At 68.1% G+C, this 18,436-nt stretch carries 15 protein-coding genes; 2 read left to right on the top strand and 13 right to left on the bottom strand.

Annotated features, from left to right (window positions below; all coding sequences use genetic code 11):
* Nucleotides 1-12 precede the first annotated feature (12 nt).
* From CSC65_RS13960 to CSC65_RS13930, 7 genes are all read right to left on the bottom strand, one after another.
* Complete coding sequence (locus CSC65_RS13960; protein WP_162411194.1) at nt 13-972, bottom strand: DUF58 domain-containing protein; 960 nt, start codon at nt 970-972, stop codon at nt 13-15.
* Nucleotides 969-1,967 (bottom strand): AAA family ATPase, encoded by a 999-nt coding sequence (locus tag CSC65_RS13955; RefSeq protein ID WP_162411193.1) that lies wholly within the window; start codon nt 1,965-1,967, stop codon nt 969-971. The genes CSC65_RS13960 and CSC65_RS13955 overlap by 4 nt, the downstream gene beginning before the upstream one ends.
* A 110-nt stretch (nt 1,968-2,077) precedes the next feature.
* On the bottom strand, nt 2,078-3,952 hold the full coding sequence (locus tag CSC65_RS13950; protein WP_162411192.1) for a type IV pilus secretin PilQ: 1,875 nt from the start codon (nt 3,950-3,952) through the stop codon (nt 2,078-2,080).
* Between the two features lie 15 nt (nt 3,953-3,967).
* On the bottom strand, nt 3,968-4,510 hold the full coding sequence (locus tag CSC65_RS13945; protein WP_162411251.1) for a pilus assembly protein PilP: 543 nt from the start codon (nt 4,508-4,510) through the stop codon (nt 3,968-3,970).
* Nucleotides 4,511-4,512: 2 nt separating this feature from the next.
* Complete coding sequence (locus CSC65_RS13940) at nt 4,513-5,196, bottom strand: type IV pilus inner membrane component PilO (protein ID WP_162411191.1); 684 nt, start codon at nt 5,194-5,196, stop codon at nt 4,513-4,515.
* The gene (locus CSC65_RS13935) at nt 5,193-5,990 is read right to left on the bottom strand and encodes a PilN domain-containing protein (protein WP_162411190.1); all 798 of its coding nucleotides are present in this window, start codon (nt 5,988-5,990) and stop codon (nt 5,193-5,195) included. The genes CSC65_RS13940 and CSC65_RS13935 overlap by 4 nt, the downstream gene beginning before the upstream one ends.
* The gene (locus tag CSC65_RS13930; protein WP_162411189.1) at nt 5,990-7,048 is read right to left on the bottom strand and encodes a pilus assembly protein PilM; all 1,059 of its coding nucleotides are present in this window, start codon (nt 7,046-7,048) and stop codon (nt 5,990-5,992) included. Before CSC65_RS13930 ends, CSC65_RS13935 begins: the two co-directional genes overlap by 1 nt.
* A 219-nt stretch (nt 7,049-7,267) precedes the next feature.
* Here CSC65_RS13930 and CSC65_RS13925 point away from each other — a divergent pair, with 219 nt between their 5' ends.
* Nucleotides 7,268-9,739: a penicillin-binding protein 1A gene (locus CSC65_RS13925; RefSeq protein ID WP_162411188.1), complete on the top strand. Its 2,472-nt coding sequence runs from the start codon at nt 7,268-7,270 to the stop codon at nt 9,737-9,739.
* Nucleotides 9,740-9,835: 96 nt separating this feature from the next.
* Nucleotides 9,836-10,486 carry a hypothetical protein gene (locus CSC65_RS13920; protein ID WP_162411187.1) on the top strand — a complete coding sequence of 217 codons (651 nt, stop codon included), beginning with the start codon at nt 9,836-9,838 and terminating at the stop codon, nt 10,484-10,486.
* A 134-nt stretch (nt 10,487-10,620) separates the two neighbouring features.
* Here the strand turns inward: CSC65_RS13920 and CSC65_RS13915 are convergent, their stop codons facing one another.
* From CSC65_RS13915 to CSC65_RS13890, 6 genes are all read right to left on the bottom strand, one after another.
* Nucleotides 10,621-11,910: a citrate synthase gene (locus tag CSC65_RS13915; protein WP_162411186.1), complete on the bottom strand. Its 1,290-nt coding sequence runs from the start codon at nt 11,908-11,910 to the stop codon at nt 10,621-10,623.
* 255 nt (nt 11,911-12,165) lie between these two features.
* Nucleotides 12,166-12,414: a type B 50S ribosomal protein L31 gene (locus tag CSC65_RS13910; RefSeq protein WP_162411185.1), complete on the bottom strand. Its 249-nt coding sequence runs from the start codon at nt 12,412-12,414 to the stop codon at nt 12,166-12,168.
* An 86-nt stretch (nt 12,415-12,500) separates the two neighbouring features.
* Entirely contained in the window at nt 12,501-13,442 is a 942-nt protein-coding gene (locus CSC65_RS13905; RefSeq protein ID WP_162411184.1) for a nucleoside hydrolase, read from the bottom strand.
* Between the two features lie 75 nt (nt 13,443-13,517).
* Entirely contained in the window at nt 13,518-15,668 is a 2,151-nt protein-coding gene (recG, locus tag CSC65_RS13900; protein WP_162411183.1) for an ATP-dependent DNA helicase RecG, read from the bottom strand.
* 49 nt (nt 15,669-15,717) lie between these two features.
* Entirely contained in the window at nt 15,718-16,098 is a 381-nt protein-coding gene (locus CSC65_RS13895; protein WP_162411182.1) for a RidA family protein, read from the bottom strand.
* A 159-nt stretch (nt 16,099-16,257) separates the two neighbouring features.
* The gene (locus tag CSC65_RS13890; protein WP_162411181.1) at nt 16,258-18,429 is read right to left on the bottom strand and encodes a RelA/SpoT family protein; all 2,172 of its coding nucleotides are present in this window, start codon (nt 18,427-18,429) and stop codon (nt 16,258-16,260) included.
* Nucleotides 18,430-18,436: the final 7 nt, after the last annotated feature.

Raw genomic sequence — 18,436 nt, 5'->3', positions numbered from 1 at the left:
GCGCGCCCTCCCTCACCCGTCCGCGGACAATGGAGTGGCTTCCTGGCCGGACCCGGCCATCCCTGCATCACGAGGCCGCAGCCAGTCCCCCGATGCGGCATCGCTCGACAGGCAGCGCACCTGCCAGCCCAGCCCCGGCAGGGTACGGGACAATTCCTGCGCGGGTTCGACGAAGGCCTGGTGCCAGCGCCCGCGAACGGCGGCCCGATCCAGTGCCACCTGCAAGCGGCGCAATCCAGCGCGGAATGCGAACTCGCCGCGCGGCGGCGAAGTCTCCAGTGGATCCTGCAGCAGCACCAAGGTGGCCTGGTGGTGCCGCGCCAGCGCGGTCCAGCGCAGCGCCGGCACGCGTGACGCGCTGGCCGCGTCGGCCAGCACCAGCAGTTGTGCACCGGGACGCAGCAGGCGCTGGGCGTGCTCCAGTGCCACCTCCAGGCCAGCGTCGTCCTGCGGCGGCCGCGCATACCAGCGCGCAAGCGCATCGAGCACGCGCATCGCGCCGCGCAGGCCGGTGGCTGGCGGAATCGCCGGCTCGCCCCCGCGCAGCGCGGCGATGCGGTCGCCCGCCTGCAGCGCGGTCCACACCGCCACCGCACCGGCACGCGCGGCCTGGACCGACTTGAAGCGAACGCGGGTGCCGAAGTAGAGGGCCGGCGCGGTATCGGCCACCAGCAGGGTCAGGCGCTCGCGCTCGGCCTGGAACAGCTTGGTATGGGCGCGCCCGCTGCGGGCGGTCAGGCGCCAGTCCATGCGCCGCACGTCGTCACCGGCGACATACTCCCGCGATTCCGCGTATTCCATGCCACGGCCACGCAGCGCCGACGGCGCCGGTCCATGCACGCCATGACGCCCGCGTCGCGGCTGTGGCGTGCGCTGCGCCTCGGCACGCAGCGCGACCAGTTCGGCAACGGTCGGCACGATGCCCTGACCCGCGGCATCGACCACGGCCGGTACCGGGCCCGCCGCGCTCACGGCGGCGGAACCCGTTCCATCAGCGCTGCGACCAGGCGATCGCCGTCCCAGCCCTCGGCCAAGGCCTCGTAACTGGGCAGGACCCGGTGGCGCAACACGTCGGGCGCCACCGCGCGCACATCCTCCGGGGTCACGTAGTCGCGGCCGGCAAGCCAGGCGCGGGCGCGGGCGCAGCGCTCGAGCGCGATCGAACCGCGCGGACTCGCACCCCAGGCGATGCGTCGGCCAAGCGCGGCGTCGTAGCGTCCGGCTTCACGGGATGCGAGCACCAGTTCGATCAGGTAGCGCTCCAGTGCCGGCGCAAGGTGCTGGTCGAGGACCTGCTCGCGGGCAGCGAATACCTGGGCCTGCGGCATGCGCTCGATGGGCGCGGCGGGTACGTGCATCGACTCGCGTGCGCGTTCGCGGGCCAGCCGCAGGATTTCCGCCTCCATGCCGGCATCCGGATACCCGATCCGCACATGCATGAGGAAGCGGTCGAGCTGGGCCTCTGGCAACGGGAACGTGCCCTCCTGCTCGATCGGATTCTGCGTGGCCATGACCAGGAACAGCGGTGGCAACGCGTAGGTATGGCGGCCGACCGTCACCTGGCGCTCGCCCATCGCCTCCAGCAGTGCCGACTGGACCTTGGCGGGCGCGCGGTTGATCTCGTCCGCCAGCAGCAGGGGATGGAACACCGGGCCGGGCTGGAACTCGAAGCGTCCTTCCTGCGGGCGCCAGACTTCGGTGCCGGTCAGGTCGGCCGGCAACAGGTCCGGCGTGAACTGGACGCGCGCGAAGTCAGCCTCCAGATGGGCGGCCAGGGTGCGAATGGCCGTGGTCTTGGCCAGGCCCGGTGCGCCTTCCACCAGCAGGTGGCCGTCGGCGAGCAGCGCGATCAGCAGGCGCTCTACCAGCGCGGACTGCCCGACGATGGTCGCGGCGAGCTTCTCGCGCAGGGAAAGGAAGGCGGCATGCAGGTCGCCGGCGTCAGGCGTGGGGGGCTGGGTATCCATGGCCGCATTCTGACCGATGTGCCGGCGCCAAGTTCCCGCCGGGCATGAACGCCCCAAAAGCGGACGGGGCCCGCAGGCCCCGTCGCTTCATTCCATTCCTGCCGCCAGGTTCAGGCGCGCTTCTCGACCCGCATGACCTTGGGGGTCAGGAAGATCAGCAGCTCGGCCTTGTCCTTGGTCCGGCTGGTCTTCTTGAAGAAGGCGCCGAGGAACGGCACGTTGCCCAGGAACGGCACCTTGGCGACGCTGTTGGCATCGGTGAACTCGTACACGCCACCGATCACCACGGTCTGGCCATCGTCGACCAGCACCGCGGTGTTGATCTCGCGCGTGGCGATCTCGGGCACCTGGCCGATGCTGGTATCGATGTAGCGCAGCACCTCGTCCTTGGTCACGTGCACGACCATGAACACGCGGTCATCGCTGGTGATGGTCGGAGTGACCTTCAGCTCAAGAACGACGTCCTTGAACTCCACGGTCGGCGTCGGGAACGCCTGATTGCCGCCGCCGGTCAACGTCACATAGCCCACTTCACGGCCCTGGCGGATGATCGCCTCGCGCTGGTTGGAAGTGACGACGCGCGGATTCGACAGCACTTCGCCGCGACCTTCCTGCTGCAGCGCCGACAGTTCGATGTCGATGGCGAAGTTGGCGCCGAGCAGGGTGTAGGCCAAGGCACCGACGTTCATGCCGCTGGCGGTGGTCGCCGGCAGGTCGAAGTTCAGGCCGCCCGGGATGTTGTAGGTGCCATCCTGGATGATGTCGACGTTGTTCTCGAGCGAGCCGCTTATCACCCGCGTGTTGTTGCCGATCTCGCGGCCCTGCACGCCAAATCGGGCGCCCAGGTCGCGGGCGAAGGTGTCCGTCGCAATGACGATACGGCTTTCGATCAGCACCTGGTCGACCGGACGGTCGATCACGCTGATCAGCTCGCGCATCTGCGCGACCTTCTTCGGGATGTCGCTGATCATCAGCGTGTTGGTGCGTTCGTCGGCGACGATACGACCGCGCGGCGAAAGGAAACCGTTCTCCTGGTCGTTGCCACCACCGCCACCTCCGCCACCGCTCTGGTTGCCGATACCCTTGGCCTCGGTCAGCGCTTTGAAGATCGCCGCTGCGTTGTGGTAGTTGATCTGGATGTAATCGGTCACCAGGTCGACGCGGTTCTCCAGGTCGATGCGCGCGTCTTCCTTGGCCTTCTCGAACGCGGCCAGTTCCGGTTGCGGCGCGACCCAGATCACGCTGCCATCACGGCGCTTGTCCAGGCCCTTGGCGCGCAGGACGATGTCCATGGCCTGGTCCCACGGCACGTTGACCAGGCGCAGGGTCACATTGCCCGTCACCGTGTCGGACGCCACGATGTTGAGGTTGGACTCCTCGGCGATCAGCTGCAGGACGGTGCGTACCGGCACGTCCTGGAAGTTGAAGGTCACCGGGCGACCCGAGTAACCCTGCTTGGCGATCCGGGCGTTGACGCCTGCCACCGCAGACCCGCTCACCGCACCGACTGCCGCGACGCTCGCACGCGGGGATATCTCCACGACGTACTCGTTGCCGGTCTGGTAGGCCAGCGACTCGTAGTCGCCGCGCGTGCTGAGCACAAGCTGCGTGCCACCGGCATAGGACTTGGCGTCGATGCGCTGCACCGGGGTGGCGAAGTCGGTCACGTTGAGCGGCCGCTGCAGTTCGGCGGGCAGGCTCGCGTTGGCGACGTCCACGACCACGCTGCCGTCCTGGTTGCGCAGGTCCGGTGCCGCTCCGTCGCCGTCGAAGCGCAGGATCAGGCGGCCAGCGCCACCATCCCCGCGCTTGAAGTCGATCTGCGACACCTTGGATTTGGCGGCCGCCGCCGCGCCGGCCTGCGGCGTGGCCGCAGTTGCCGTGAGGCAGGGTGCGGACAGGGCAAGCGCGAGCCCCAGGCCGCAGGCCCGGATAATCGCCGGGCGCCGCTGGGTGCGCAGGCTCTGGGCATTGGAAAAGGTCATCGTGCTATCCCCTAATCATTGATCTTCGAGCGCGATGGAGGCCGGACGTTCCAGCCAGCCGCCCGCACCATCGGGCACCAGTTCAACCAGTTCGATCTTGTCTTCCCGCACCGAGGTCACCCGACCATCGCTCTGCCCCAGGTAAGCCCCCGGGCGAATGCGATGGGTCACCCGGTCCGGTGCCATCACCAGTGCAATCAGGCCACCACCGGCACCGATGGTGCCCACCATGTCCAGACTGTCCAGCGGATACTGTTCGAGCGGTTCCTTGCGCCGGTTCGGATCGGGGCGCAGACCCGAGCCCCCGTCCGGGTTGCTCCAGGCATCGCTGAACGGATCGCGCAGATCCTGCGCCGCGTACTCGAAGGTTTCGAACTGCTGCATCACCGGCAGCGGATCGAGCGGCGGAGCCGGGCGCGCACGCACGTCAGCCACCCATTTTTCCAGATTCGGCGCCTCGCCCGGCGTGCTGGTCACGCTGCGACCACACGCTCCGAGCGCAAGGACCAACAGTGCGGCAGCCAGCCAGCGCAATCCCAGCGCGCGGTTACGGTCCATGCTCATGCGCCGCCTCCCGTCGCTGCGTTGTTGTCGCCGGAGCCGGCCTGAGTGGTCTTCTCCTGCTCGGCGATTTCCAGTTCATCCAGATAACGATAGGTCTTCACCGTGCCGGACAGTTCCAGTGCGCCGCCGCGGGTGATGGCCTTGCCATCCTTGGGCTGCAGCTGGATATCGTGCATGGTCAGGATCACCACGCGCGGCAGGGAAGCCACGCCACTGACGAAGGCACCGAACTGATGGTAGTTGCCTACCATGCGCAGGGCGATCGGCTTCTCGGCGTAGAACTCCTTCGGCGTTTCCGGTCCCGGCTGGAACAGCTCGTTGGCCAGGCCGCTGGACAGCGCGGTCTGCGAGATGTCGATGATCAGGTCAGGCATCTCGGTCTTGCTCGGCAGCTGCCGCAGCATCTGCTGCAGGACCTGCTCCATCTGTGCCAGCTGCTGGCGCAGCGGCTCCAGGTTGGCGGCCTTGCCCTGTTCGCGTTCGAATTCCGCGCGCAGGCTGGACTCCTTGCCCTCGAGCCCAGTGAGCTCCTCGACCTTGCCGCGGATCAGCACAAGGTAGGCCATGATCAGGATGAACAGCGCCAGCAGCACGCAGAAGACGACTTTAGCCTGCTGCGGCCAGCCACCGATGTTGTTGAAATCCAGGTCGCTGACGTTGAACTTCTTCTTCGTGCTCATGACGCCGGCCTCCCCTCGGTCTGCGCGGCCGGTTGCGTTTGTTCAGTCTTGGACGGCACGGTGGCCTCGGGCTGCGGCGTAGCGGCCGGTGGTGCCGCGGCGGGCGGTGCGACGGCAGGCGACGGGGTGGTGTTCGCGGCCTCCGCTGCACCCGGGGCCGCCTCGGCAGCGGCTGGATCGATCACCGCCGGCTCCATGCCCTCGGCAATGGCCGCATTCGGGTTGGCCAGTTGCACCTTCAGGCTGAAGGTGTAAGGCAGCGTCCGGCTGGCACTGGTCGGCACCGGCGTCGACGCCGACTTCTCGTCCTTCTTGACCTCGATGATCGACAGGTCCGGCTTGGTCATCCAGCCCGAGACCTCGAGGTTGCGCATGTAGGCACTCACCCGGGCGTTGGACTGGGCGCTGCCCTGCAGGGTGAGGATGTCCCCTTCCTGCTTGATCGAACCCAGGGCCACGCCGTCGGGGATCGTGCGCACCAGCGAGTCGAACAGGTGCACCATCTGCGAGCGGTTGGCCTGCAGCTCCTCGATGACCTTCTTGCGCGCCAGCAGCCGATCCTTCTTGGCATCGAGCTCCTTGATCTCTTCGTTCTGCTTCTGGACCTTGGCGATCTCGGCCTGGAGGAACTGGTTGCGATCCTGCTGGCCACTGATCTGGCGGTCGTAATAGAACCAGACCAGGAACGAGAGCAGCACGCCGGCCAATGCGGCCAGTCCGAGCATTCCCTGGAACTCGCGCTGGCGCTGCTTGCGGCGTTCGGCACGCCACGGCAGAAGATTGATCCGTGCCATCAGTCGAAGCTCCTCAGGGCCAGGCCGGTGGCGATCATCAGTGCCGGAGCGTCCTGGGCCAGTGCCTGCGCCTGCACGCGCGGACCGAGGGTCATCTGCGCCAGCGGATTGGCGACCTGTGTCGGCACGCCCAACTGCTCTTCGACCATCTCGGGCAGGCCGGCGATGGAGGCGCAGCCGCCGGCCAGGACCACCTGGTCGACGCGATTGAACTCACTGCCGGCATAGAAGAACTGCAGGAGGCGGCTGATCTGCTGGACGGTGGCTTCCTTGAACGGCTCCAGCACCTCGACCTCGTAGGTCTCGGGCAGGCCGCCCTGGCGCTTGGCCTGGCCAGCCTCCTCGTAGGTCAGGCCATAGCGGCGCATGACTTCGTCGGTCAGCTGCTTGCCGCCGAACACCTGTTCGCGGCTGTACAGGCTGCGTCCACCGCGCAGGACGTTGAGCGTAGTCATGGTCGCACCGATGTCGACCAGGGCGACCACGCCGTCACGCCCCACCGGCAGCTCGTCGGCGATCAGGGCGAAGGCGTTTTCGATCGCGAAGGCCTCCACGTCCATCACCTTGGCCGTCAGTCCGCCCAGCTCCAGCGCCGATTCGCGCAACTCGACGTTCTCGGAACGCGAGGCTGCCAGCAGCACCTGCACCATCTCCGGATTGCTGGGCATGGCGCCGAGCACTTCGAAGTCGAGGTTTACTTCCTCGATCGGGTACGGGATGTAGTTGACCGCTTCGAGCTCGACCTGGGCTTCCATGTCGTTCTCGTCCAGCTCGGCCGGCATGGGGATGATCTTGGTGATCACCGCCGATCCGGCCACCGCCGCGGCTGCGTTCTTGACCTTGGTGCCGGAGCGGTTGACGGCGCGGCGAATCGCTTCGCCCACCGCCTCCACTTCGACGATGTTCTTCTCGACCACCGCATTCGGTGGCAAGGGTTCGACCGCGTAATGTTCCACGCGATAGCGGTTGCCGCTGCGTGAAAGCTGCAAGAGCTTTACCGCAGTCGAACTGATGTCGACGCCTATAAGCGGCGACTGACTTTTCGGGATGAGCCCCACGGTTTCTCCCCTGCCGACGGGCACTTGGCTGAACTACCTGTGCCTGCGCATTAGATAACGGTTTTTTCAGGCTTGGCAACACCCCCATGTGCAGGCTGGGATGCCTGTCACGGGTGGCCTTGGCCTTCGCCCCCTTGCTGTCCCCCGGACATTCCCCCTGTGGATGTCCTTGGAACATCTATACTCTGCGGCCGCAAAATCTGCAATCGGAACCCCTCGATGCCCCGTCTTCGCCGCCTGCTGCGCTGGGTGCTGATCGCCTCCGCGGGCCTGGCCCTGCTCGCCGCCATCGGCCTGGGAACGCTCTACTTCATCCTGTCCTCGCGCCTGCCGGAAGTCGAGTCCCTGCGCGAAGTGGAGATGCAGGAACCCCTCTATGTCTATGCCGCCGACGGGCAGTTGATGGCCGTTTTCGGCGAAAACCGGCGTTACCCGGTCGGCATCGAGGAAGTGCCCGAGCGCCTGCGCCAGGCCTTCATCGCGATCGAGGACGCCCGCTTCTACGAGCACGGTGGCGTCGACTACAAGGGCGTGGCGCGCGCGGTCTGGTTGCTGGCCACCACCGACGGCAAGCGCGTGCCTGGCGGTTCCACCATCACCCAGCAGGTGGCACGACAGTTCTTCCTGAGCTCCGAATACAGCTACCAGCGCAAGCTCGCCGAGATGCTGCTGGCGATGAAGATGGAGCGCGCGCTGAGCAAGGACGAAATCCTTGCGCTGTACCTCAACAAGAGCTTTTTCGGCAATCGCGCGTACGGCGTGTCCGCGGCGGCCGAGTACTACTACGGCAAGAAACTGGTCGACCTGTCGCTGGACGAGATGGCCTCGCTGGCCGGCATCCCCAAGTTTCCGTCCAGCGGCAACCCCATAAGCAACCCGGAGCGGGCGCAGATCCGCCGGGACTACATCCTGGACCGCATGGCCGAACTCGGCTTCGTCAGCGCCGCCGAGGCCGCCGCGGCCAAGGCCGTGCCGATGCATGCCAGCCCCCACGAGCCACCGGTGGAAGTGGCCGCGCCCTACGTCGCCGAGATGGTCCGCCAGGAGATGATCGCCCGCTACGGACCCGAAGCGGTCACCCGCGGTTACCACGTCACCACGACCATCCTGCCGGACCTGCAGGCGGCGGCCGACAAGGCGGTACGCGACGGCCTGCACCTGTACGACCACCGCCACGGCTGGCACGGGGTCGAGCGCCAGGCCGAAGTCGCCGCCGACGCCGATGATGCCGCGCTTGCCAAGGCCCTGGCCGGTACGACCTCGCAGGGCGCCCTGTTGCCCGTCGTGGTCGCCGGGACCGCCGCCGACGGCAGCGCGCGGGTCGTCCTCGCCGACGGCAGCAGCATCACCCTCCCCGCCTCCGCGGCCCGCTGGACCGGCAAGAGTCCCGCAGCCCTGCTCAAGCGCGGCGACGTGACCCGGGTCCGCCGCGGCGAGAAGGAAGGCGAATACCTGCTCGACCAGGTCCCCCGCGGCCAGTCCGCGCTGGTCTCGCTGGATGCCAACAACGGTGCGCTGCGCGCGCTGGTCGGTGGTTACAGCTTCGCCGGCAACAAGTTCAACCGCGCCACCCAGGCCCGCCGCCAGCCCGGCTCCAGCTTCAAGCCGTTCCTTTACGCGGCATCGTTCGAGAAGGGCTTCAATCCCGCATCGATCGTGCTCGACGCGCCCGTGGTGTTCCGCGACCGCCGCGGCAACACCTGGTCGCCCCAGAACGACGGCGGCGGCTTCAGGGGCCCGATGCGGCTGCGCGAAGCGCTGGTGCAGTCGCGCAACCTGGTCTCGGTGCGCCTGCTGGATGCGATCGGGGTGAACTTCGCCCGGACTTACATCGCCCAGTTCGGCTTCGACGAAGCGGAGCTCCCGCCGAACCTTTCGATGTCGCTCGGCACCGCCTCGCTGACTCCGCTGTCGGTCGCACGCGGTTACGCCGTGTTCGCCAACGGCGGCTCGCGGGTCGACCCCTGGTTCATCGACGAGGTGCGTGACCGCAACGGGCAGGTGCTGTTCAAGCAATCGCCCGCGCAGGCCTGCCGCGGTTGTGGTGGCGGGATGGGCACGAACGGCGCCGCGACCGTGCCGCAGGTCGTCGACGGCTTCAATTTCGGTGCCGTCGCGCCCGCCACCGCACCCGGCCAGGCGCCCGCACCGGTCGCGGAAGCGAAGGAGGCTCCTGCGACGCCCGCGATACCGGCGCCGGACGGCAAGGTCGCGCCGCGCGCGATCGACGAACGCACCGCCTACCAGCTGGTGTCGATGATGCGCGACGTGGTCCAGCGGGGCACGGGCACGGCCGCCAAGGTGCTGGAGCGCGAGGACGTGGGCGGCAAGACCGGATCGACCAACGACCATCGCGACGCCTGGTTCTCCGGTTTCGGCGGCCCGCTTGCGACCACGGTCTGGGTCGGCCGTGACGACTTCCGCTCGCTGGGCTATCGCGAATACGGCGGCAAGGCCGCACTGCCGATCTGGATCGACTACATGCGCGTGGCGCTCAAGGACCAGCCGATCGCCGCCAACGAGCCACCGGCCGGCATGGTCAAGGTCTACGTGGATGGCGCCGGGCACATGTCCACCGAGGGCGGCGGCCTGGTCGAGTTCGTCAAGGTCGAGGACCTGGAACGCATGCGCAACAGCCTCGACTTCCTCGGGCCCGAACAGAGCGACGAGGAAGCGTTCGACATCTTCTGACCGATCCCGGGAGGAGTGGCGGGGCGGCGCGAGCGATCCGTCACCCGCCGGTGCCGGCGTGCGCTACAGTCGCCTCAAACGGCCAGGGACACCGCCATGCACCGTGCGCCCCAGCATGCGCAGACCCGCACCCGCGAGCGCCGCCATCGCCTGGCCCACGAAGCAGCCCGGCTGATGGCCGAAGGCGGCATCCGCGATTTCCACCAGGCCAAGCTCAAAGCGGCGGCCCGACTGGGCATCCATGACGACGCGTCGCTGCCACGCAATCGCGAGATCGAGGATGCGCTGCGCGAGTACCAGCGGATTTTCCTCGGCGATACGCAGGCCACTGCCTTGCGCCAGCGACGGGAGGCCGCGGTGCGGGCGCTGGAATTCCTGGCGCCATTCGAGCCACGGCTGGTCGGCCCGGTACTCGACGGTACCGCTGACGCGACCTCGCCGGTGCTGCTGCACGCCTACACCGACGATGCCGAGGCTGTGGCCCGCTTCCTCGACGAGCACGGGATACCGGCGCAAGCACGCGAGCGCCAGCTGCGCCTGGACCGGGAACGCCGTGCCGACCTGCCGGTGTGGCTGTTCAGCGCCGAAGACCTCGCCTTCGATATCACCGTCCTGCCCTTGCACGCCCTGCGACAGGCACCGCTGTCGGCGGTGGACGAGCGCCCGATGCGGCGGGCCTCGCTGGCGCAGCTGCGGCAGTTGCTGGCCGACGACGAGATTGCCGGATACGAGGACTCGCTTCCCTAGCCTCGCCGCCTTGCAGCGCGCCCCGGTCGCGCCCCTTGACCTTGCCTGCGGCCACGCAACCGCAGATGCACCGGATCCCTCAAAAGAAAACGCCCCGCGCGGGCGGGGCGTTCCTCGACAACCGACCGCTGCGATCAGCGCTGGTCCATGCCCTTGTAGTCGCGCACGTCGTAGCCGGTGTAGATCTGGCGCGGACGGCCGATCTTGGCTTCCGGGTCGACCTGCTGCTCCAGCCAGTGCGCCACCCAGCCGGCAGTGCGGCCGATGGCGAACATGACCGTGAACATCTCGGTCGGGATCTTCAGCGCCTTGTAGATGATGCCGCTGTAGAAATCGACGTTCGGGTACAGCTTGCGCTGGATGAAGTACTCGTCCTTCAGCGCCGCCTCTTCCAGCTTCATCGCCACTTCCAGGAGCGGATCGTCCACGCCGAGCTCGCCCAGCACCTTGTGGGTCATCTCGCGGATGATCTTGGCGCGCGGATCGAAGTTCTTGTAGACGCGGTGGCCGAAGCCCATCAGGCGGAAGCCCGACTCCTTGTCCTTGGCCTTGGCGATCGCCGATTCGACCTTGTCCGGGGTGCCGATCTCTTCCAGCATCTTCAGCACCGCCTCGTTGGCGCCGCCATGTGCGGGACCCCACAACGCGGTGATGCCCGCGGCGATGCAGGCATACGGATTGGCTCCGGTCGAACCGACCAGGCGTACCGTGGAGGTCGAGGCGTTCTGCTCGTGGTCGGCGTGCAGGATGAACAGCAGGTCCAGCGCCTTGGCCACGACCGGGTTCATCTCCAGCGGTTCGCTGGGCACCTCGAACATCATGTGCAGGAAGCGGTTGACGTAGTCGAGGTTGTTGCGCGGATAGCGCGACGGCCAGCCGATCGAATAGCGATAGGCGGCGGCAGCCAGGGTCGGCACCTTGGCGATCAGGCGGATCGCGGCCAGCCGGCGCTGCTCCGGATCGTTGAGGTCCAGGGTGTCGTGGTAGAACGCCGACAGCGAAGCCACCGTGCCGGCCAGCATGGCCATCGGATGCGCGTCGTAGTTGAAGCCCTGCAGGAAGTTCTTCAGGGACTCGTGCATCATCGTGTGATGCGTGATCTCGTGCTCGAACTTCTGGAACTCGACCGGGGTCGGCAGTTCGCCGTTCATCAGCAGGTAGGCCACTTCCAGGAAGCTGGAATGCTTGGCCAACTGCTCGATCGGGTAACCGCGATACAGCAGGACGCCGTTGTCGCCGTCGATGTAGGTGATGGCCGACTTGCAGCTCGCCGTAGCGGTGAAACCGGAATCGTAGGTGAAAAGGCCGGTTTCCTTGGTCAACTTGGAAATGTCGATGCAGTCGTTGCCCAGCGTCGGCTTGAGCACCGGCAGGGCTACCGACTTGTCGCCGGCATTCAACGTGACCTGGTCGAGATTGGACACGGTGTGCGCTCCTCTGTGGGGTAGGCATCGCACCTTGCGTGGAGGCGCCCGGTACGGTTGCGAGGGAGTCCGCGGCCGCAGCCGCGAATCCCCGGAATTATCGCATACCCCACCGTCCAGAATCCCTCGGACGGAAGTCGTATATGCGCCGCAGGATGCCACGCACGACAAAACGGCCGCGCGGGCGCGGCCGTTTCTGCCTCACTGCAATCGCTTCATCGCGCTGCCCGCATGGGCAACGCGATCAGACGGAACTCAGCGCGCGTAACGGCGCTGGAACTTGTCGATGCGACCGCTGGTGTCCATGACCTTGTGCTTGCCCGTGTAGAACGGGTGCGAGGCCGAGGAGATTTCGATCTTCACCAACGGGTATTCGTTGCCGTCTTCCCACTTCACGGTCTCCTTGGCGCCTGCGGCCAGGGTCGAGCGGGTGAGGATCTTGAAATCGGACGTGACGTCGAAGAACACAACGTCGCGGTAATCGGGATGGATGCCGGCCTTCATGGCGTACACCGTAGTCTGGTAACGGAACAGAGCCCGGCATTGTAGTCGCCGGGCCACCCTTGGCGCAAGGCCGGGAATATTCCGGATCAGGCCGCGGCGAGCGCGGCCTGGACGCGAGCCTCGAAACGGGCCTGGTCGTACCGCAGCAGGATCCGCGCATTGTCGGCGGCGCCGGTCTGGCGGTTCCAGTCCACGGCGGTCATGCCCCGCGCCAGGCGGCCCTCGGTCTCCACGGCCACGGGCCGCTCGACCTGCTCCAGCGCCCCGTCCGGCTCCAGCGCCCAGGCCATGGCCAGGGCATCGGCCGAGAACCAGAACTCCCCGCGCCGGTCTTCCGACCACAGCCGGGTCTGGCGCGAGATCGCGTCGTAGAAGCGGGCCCGCGGCGAGTCCGCCGCCAGCCACTCCTCGGTCCGGCGATGGTGGAGGCCATGGGCGATGGTCGCCTCCCAGTCGGCCAGGTCGTACTTCGGGAAGCCGGACAGGACCACGTGCGCGGACTCGGGATCGAAGCCCACGTTGAACTCGGCCACCGGGGTGATGTTGCCGTGGGCGGTGACCGCCCCGCCCATCACCACCAGCCGGGCTACGCGCTGCGGCAGGGTCGGATCCAGGCGCAGGGCCAGGGCCAGGTTGGTCAGCGGCCCGAGCGCGACCAGCAAAAGGCGCCCGGCGTGCTCGTGCGACAGGCGCAGGATCGCCAGCGCCGCGTGCTCGCTGGCGGCCGTACCGACCGGATCCGGATAGCCGATGTCGCCGAAGCCGTCGCGCCCATGGACGTGAGCGGCATCCTCGCGCGGCGCATGGACCAGCGGCCCATCGCAGCCCGCGAACACCGGTATGTCCTGCCTGCCAGCCACCTCGCGCAGCTTCAGCGCGTTGCGGACGGTGTGGCCGAGGCCGACATTGCCCGCGGCGATGGTCAGGCCGACCACTTCGTGCACCTCGGAATGGAACGCCATCAGCAGCGCCAGCGCATCGTCGACGCCAGGATCGGTGTCGATCAGCAGCGGGATCTTCTCGCTCATGCGGGACTCATCGGTAAACGGCCGGCCAGTGTCGCCATTCCCGCCGGTCCGGGCAAACCCCGGCCACAGGGTCGCTCAGGCCGCCGCGTAACGCGTCGCGCCACCGATCCAGCGCGCCACCACCCGGTCGGCCGCATCGGGCGCATGGGCCAGCAACCGGTCCGCCAGGGCGTGCACCTGCGGGAGCAGGCCCGCGTCGCGGGCCAGGTCGGCGATGCGGAAGGCCGCCAGGCCGGTCTGCCGGGTGCCCAGCAGTTCACCCGGGCCGCGCAGTTCAAGGTCCTTTTCGGCGATAACGAACCCGTCCCCGGTCTGGCGCAGCACGTCCAGTCGCTGCCGCGCCATCTGTGAAAGCGGTGGCTGGTAGAGCAGGACGCAGCTGGATGCGGCCGCGCCTCGACCGACCCGTCCGCGCAGCTGGTGCAGCTGGGCCAGGCCCAGGCGCTCGGCGTTCTCCACGATCATCAGCGAGGCGTTGGGGACATCCACGCCGACCTCGATCACGGTGGTGGCGACCAGCAGGTCGAGCGCGCCTTCCTTGAACGCACGCATCACCGCCTGTTTTTCCGATGCCTTCATCCGCCCATGGACCAGGCCCACGCGCACCCCGGGCAACTGTTGCGACAGCTGCGCAAACGTGCGCTCGGCGGCCTGCGCCTGCTGGCGCAGGTCCTGTCCCGGCTTGCCGTCGTCATCGGGCTCTTCGATCAGCGTGCAGACCCAGTAGGCCTGGCGCCCCTCGGCGCAGGCGCCGCGGATGCGCTCGACCAGTTCGGGCCGGCGCTCGGCACTCACCGCCACCGTCTGCACCGGGGTCCGGCCCGGGGGCAACTCGTCGATCGCGGAAACATCGAGGTCGGCGTAGGCGGTCATCGCCAGCGTGCGCGGGATAGGGGTTGCGGTCATCACCAGCTGGTGCGGCACATGTCCGCTGGCCGGTCCCTTGTCGCGCAGCGCCAAGCGCTGCTGCACGCCGAAGCGGTGCTGCTCGTCGACGATGACCAGGGCCAGGTCGTGGAAAGCCACGCCTTCCTGCATCAGCGCGTGCGTGCCCACCACCACCTGGGCCTGCCCGGAAGCGACGTCCGCCAGCGCCGCGGCGCGGGCCTTGCCGGTGACCTTGCCCGCCAGCCAGGCCACGCGGATGCCGAGCGGCTCCAGCCACGCGCGCAGGTTGGCTAGGTGTTGCTCGGCCAGCAGTTCGGTCGGGGCGGCCAGCGCGACCTGGCAGCCGCGCTCCACCGCCAGCGTCGCGGCCAGCGCGGCGACCACGGTCTTGCCGGACCCCACGTCGCCCTGGACCAGGCGCTGCATCGGCGACGGCGTGGCGAGGTCCTGGCTGATCTGTTCGAACACGCGCTGCTGCGCGCCGGTGAGCGCGAACGGCAGGCCTTGTCGCAAGCGACTCGCAAGCGTGCCGGTGCCGGCAAGCGAACGGGCGCTGAGCTGCTGCTGCGCCAGCCGCTGGCGGCGCAGGCTCAAGTGGTGGGCCAGCAGTTCCTCGATTGCCAGCCGACGCTGCGCCGGGTGGGTGCCTGCGGCGAGCGCGGCGAGGTCGGCGTCCACCGGCGGGCGGTGCAGCGCCAGCAGCGATTCACGCATGTCCGGCAAGGTGGCCAGCACCGTCTCCGAAACCCCCGGCAGCGAAACCGGCAACAGGTCGAGCACGGCAGTGTCGGGCAGCAGGTCGAGCGCCTGGCCGATCAGCTTCTTCAGCGTGGACGGGCCGACGCCTTCGACCGCCGGGTACACCGGATCGAGCGAGTCGCCAAGCGCCACTTCATCGGCGTCACCCAGCACCCGGTAGCTCGGATGGACGATTTCCAGCCCGTGCTGGCCGGGGCGCGGCGTGCCGAAGCAGCGCAACCGCACGCCAGGGCGGAACTGCGCCACCTGGGCCGCGCGGAAGTGGAAGAAGCGCAGGACGAGGGTGGCGTGGGATCCGTCATCCAGCGCCACCCGCAACAGCGGCCGGTAGCGGAATCCACGCTCGACCGCTTCGACCGTGCCTTCGACCTGCGCCGGCACTCCCGCCTGCAGGTCGCGGATCGGCGTCAGCCGGGTACGGTCCTCGTAGCGCAGTGGCAGGTGCAGCCACAGGTCCTGCACCGTGACCAGGCCACGTGCGGCCAGTTTTTCCGCGGTACCGGCACCGACGCCACGCAGCGCCGCCAGCGGAGTGGCTCCGCCGGCGAGCGAGGGCGCGCCGTGGCGCTTCGTCCTCACGCGCGCGTCCTTCGCCGCGCAATGGCGGCGAACCCGGCCCGGCGCACGCTCAGTCGAGCACCATGACCGCGTCGGCTTCGAACGCCACGCCCTTGGGCAGCGCGGAGACGCCGATCGTCGAACGCGCGGGGAACGGCGCGGAGAAATACTCCTGCATGACCGCGTTGACCGCGGCGAACTGCGTCAGGTCGGTCAGGTACAGGCCCAGGCGCACGATCCGGTCCAGTGAACCGCCGCCAGCCTCGGCCACGGCCTTGAGGTTGTCGAACACCTGCCGCGCCTGCGCGGTGATGTCGCCGGCGACCACCTCGCCGGTGGCCGGGACCAGCGGGATCTGGCCGGAGAAGTACACGGTATTGCCGCTGCGCACGGCCTGCGAATAGGGGCCGATGGCGGCCGGCGCCTTGTCGGTCTGGATGATCTGCGACATGCGGATGCCCTGGAAAGGAAGATGCGGCGATTCTACCGGCTCGCGTGAAGAGCGGCGGAGCAAGGTCGGCCCCGTCGCGGCACACCGGAGTGGCGGGCTCGCCCGGCTTTGCATGGGAACGGGAGCCACACCGCCGCAAACGCGTCGGGCTACCCCGGCCTACTGCCGGCGGACGCCCTGCACCACGTTGAGCCGGCGCAGGCGCCGGATCACTTCCGCCAGGTGGTTGCGGTCGCGGACCTGGATGGCGAAACGCAGCTGCGCGGCGTTCATGTCCCGATCCAGGTAATCCACGCGCTCGATGTTGGACTGGCTCTGCGCCACCGCGGCGGCCAGCTGCGCCAGCACGCCCGTGTGGTTTTCCACATCGACGATGAGCGAGGTGTCGTAGTCGCCGGACACATTGGGATCCCAGTCGATCGGCACCCAGCGCTCGGGCGACTTGCGGAACTCGGCCAGGTTCGGGCAGTCGAGCCGGTGCACGACCACGCCCTTGCCGGCCGTGTGGTAACCCATGATCTCGTCGCCGGGGATCGGCTGGCAGCAGTTGGCGAAGCTGACCACGCCACCCTCGGTGCCGTTGATCAGGATCTTCTCCTGCGAGTGCTTGGAATGGCCGCCGCCCCGCAGTTCGGCATACGCCATCAGCGCCTGCGCGGCCTGGCTGGGCATCCAGTTGCCCAGTGCCACGTCCGCCAGGAACGCCTCCAGCCGGGGGAAGCGGTGCTCGAGCAGGAAAGACTCAAGCCGCCGCGGCGGCAATTTCTCCAGCGAGCTGCCCATCGCTTCCAGCGCGCGGTCCAGCATGCGATGGCCCAGCTGCACCGCGTCCTCGTGCTCGAGCTGCTTGAGCTGGTGGCGGATCGCGGTACGCGCCTTGCTGGTGACGACGAACTCCAGCCACTGCGGCTTGGGCAATGCGGATTTGGCGGTGATGACCTCCACCGTCTGCCCGCTGGCCAGCTTGGTCCGCAACGGCACCAGCTTGCGATCCACGCGCGCGGCCACCGCGCGGTTGCCGATGTCGGTATGCACCGCGTAGGCGAAGTCCAGCGCCGTGGAGTTGCGCGGCAGCGACAGGATCCGCCCCTTGGGCGTGAACAGGTAGACCTCGTCCGGGAACAGGTCGACCTTGACGTTCTCCAGGAATTCCAGCGATGAGCCCGCCGCCCTTTGCGAATCGATCAGCTCCACGATCCAGGCATGCGCGCGGCTCTGCGCGCTGTTGGGACCGTCGCCACCATGCTTGTAGGTCCAGTGCGCCGCGATCCCGCGTTCGGCGATCAGGTCCATCTCCTCGGTGCGAATCTGCACTTCGATCGGCGAGCCGTACGGGCCGAACAGCACGGTGTGCAGCGACTGGTAGCCGTTGGCCTTGGGAATCGCGATGAAGTCGCGGAAACGCCCGTCCAGCGGTTTGAACTGCGCATGCACCGCGCCCAGCGAGTGGTAACAGTCCGGCACGCCGCGTACCACCACGCGGAAACCGAACACGTCCATCACCTGGTCGAAGCTTTTGCCCTCGCCCTGCATCTTGTTGTAGATGCTCCACGGGGTCTTGATCCGGCCGACCAGGCGGTGCTCGATGCCCTCGCGGGCCAGGCCCTGCGACAGCTGCACCTCGACCTGGGTCAGCGATTCGCGACGTACCACGGGCTGGCTGCGGATGTGCTTTTCGATGATCGCGTGGCGCCACGGGTGCAGCGCGCGGAAACCGAGGTTCTGCAGCTCCGACTTGACCAGGCTCATGCCCAGCCGCTGCGCGATCGGCGCGTAGATCTCCAGCGTCTCCCGCGCGATGCGCGTGCGTGCTTCGGCGCCCTGCGCACCGAGCGTCCGCATGTTGTGGAGGCGGTCGGCCAGTTTGATCATGATCACGCGCAGGTCGCGCGACATCGCCAGCAGCATCTTCCGGAAGCTCTCCGCCGCGGCCTCCTGGCGGTCGCGGAACTTGAGCTTGTCCAGCTTGGTGACGCCATCCACCAGGTCGGCCACGTCGGCGCCGAACTGCGCGGCGATCTCCTCGCGGCGCAGCGGCGTGTCTTCGATCGTGTCGTGCAGGATGGCCGCGATCAGGGTTTCCACGTCCAGGCCCAGCTCGGCCAGCACGCCGGCCACGGCCACCGGATGGGTGATGTAGGGCTCGCCCGACTTGCGGGTCTGGCCGGCATGGGCGGCGGCGCCGACGCGCCAGGCCTCCCTCAGCATCGGCAGCTGTTCACGCGGCAGGTAGGCGGCGGCGCGCTCCAGCTCGAGGACGTAGTCGGGCACCGGCTCGCTGGTGGACGGCGAAGCAGGGGCGACAACCTGCGCGGAATGGCCTAGGTTCATGCGGAAA

Source organism: Pseudoxanthomonas daejeonensis (assembly GCF_010093205.1).
Classification (GTDB): Bacteria; Pseudomonadota; Gammaproteobacteria; order Xanthomonadales; family Xanthomonadaceae; genus Pseudoxanthomonas; species Pseudoxanthomonas daejeonensis.
The sequence above is the reverse complement of the archived record's forward strand: the minus strand, read 5'-3'. Positions and strand labels throughout refer to the sequence as shown.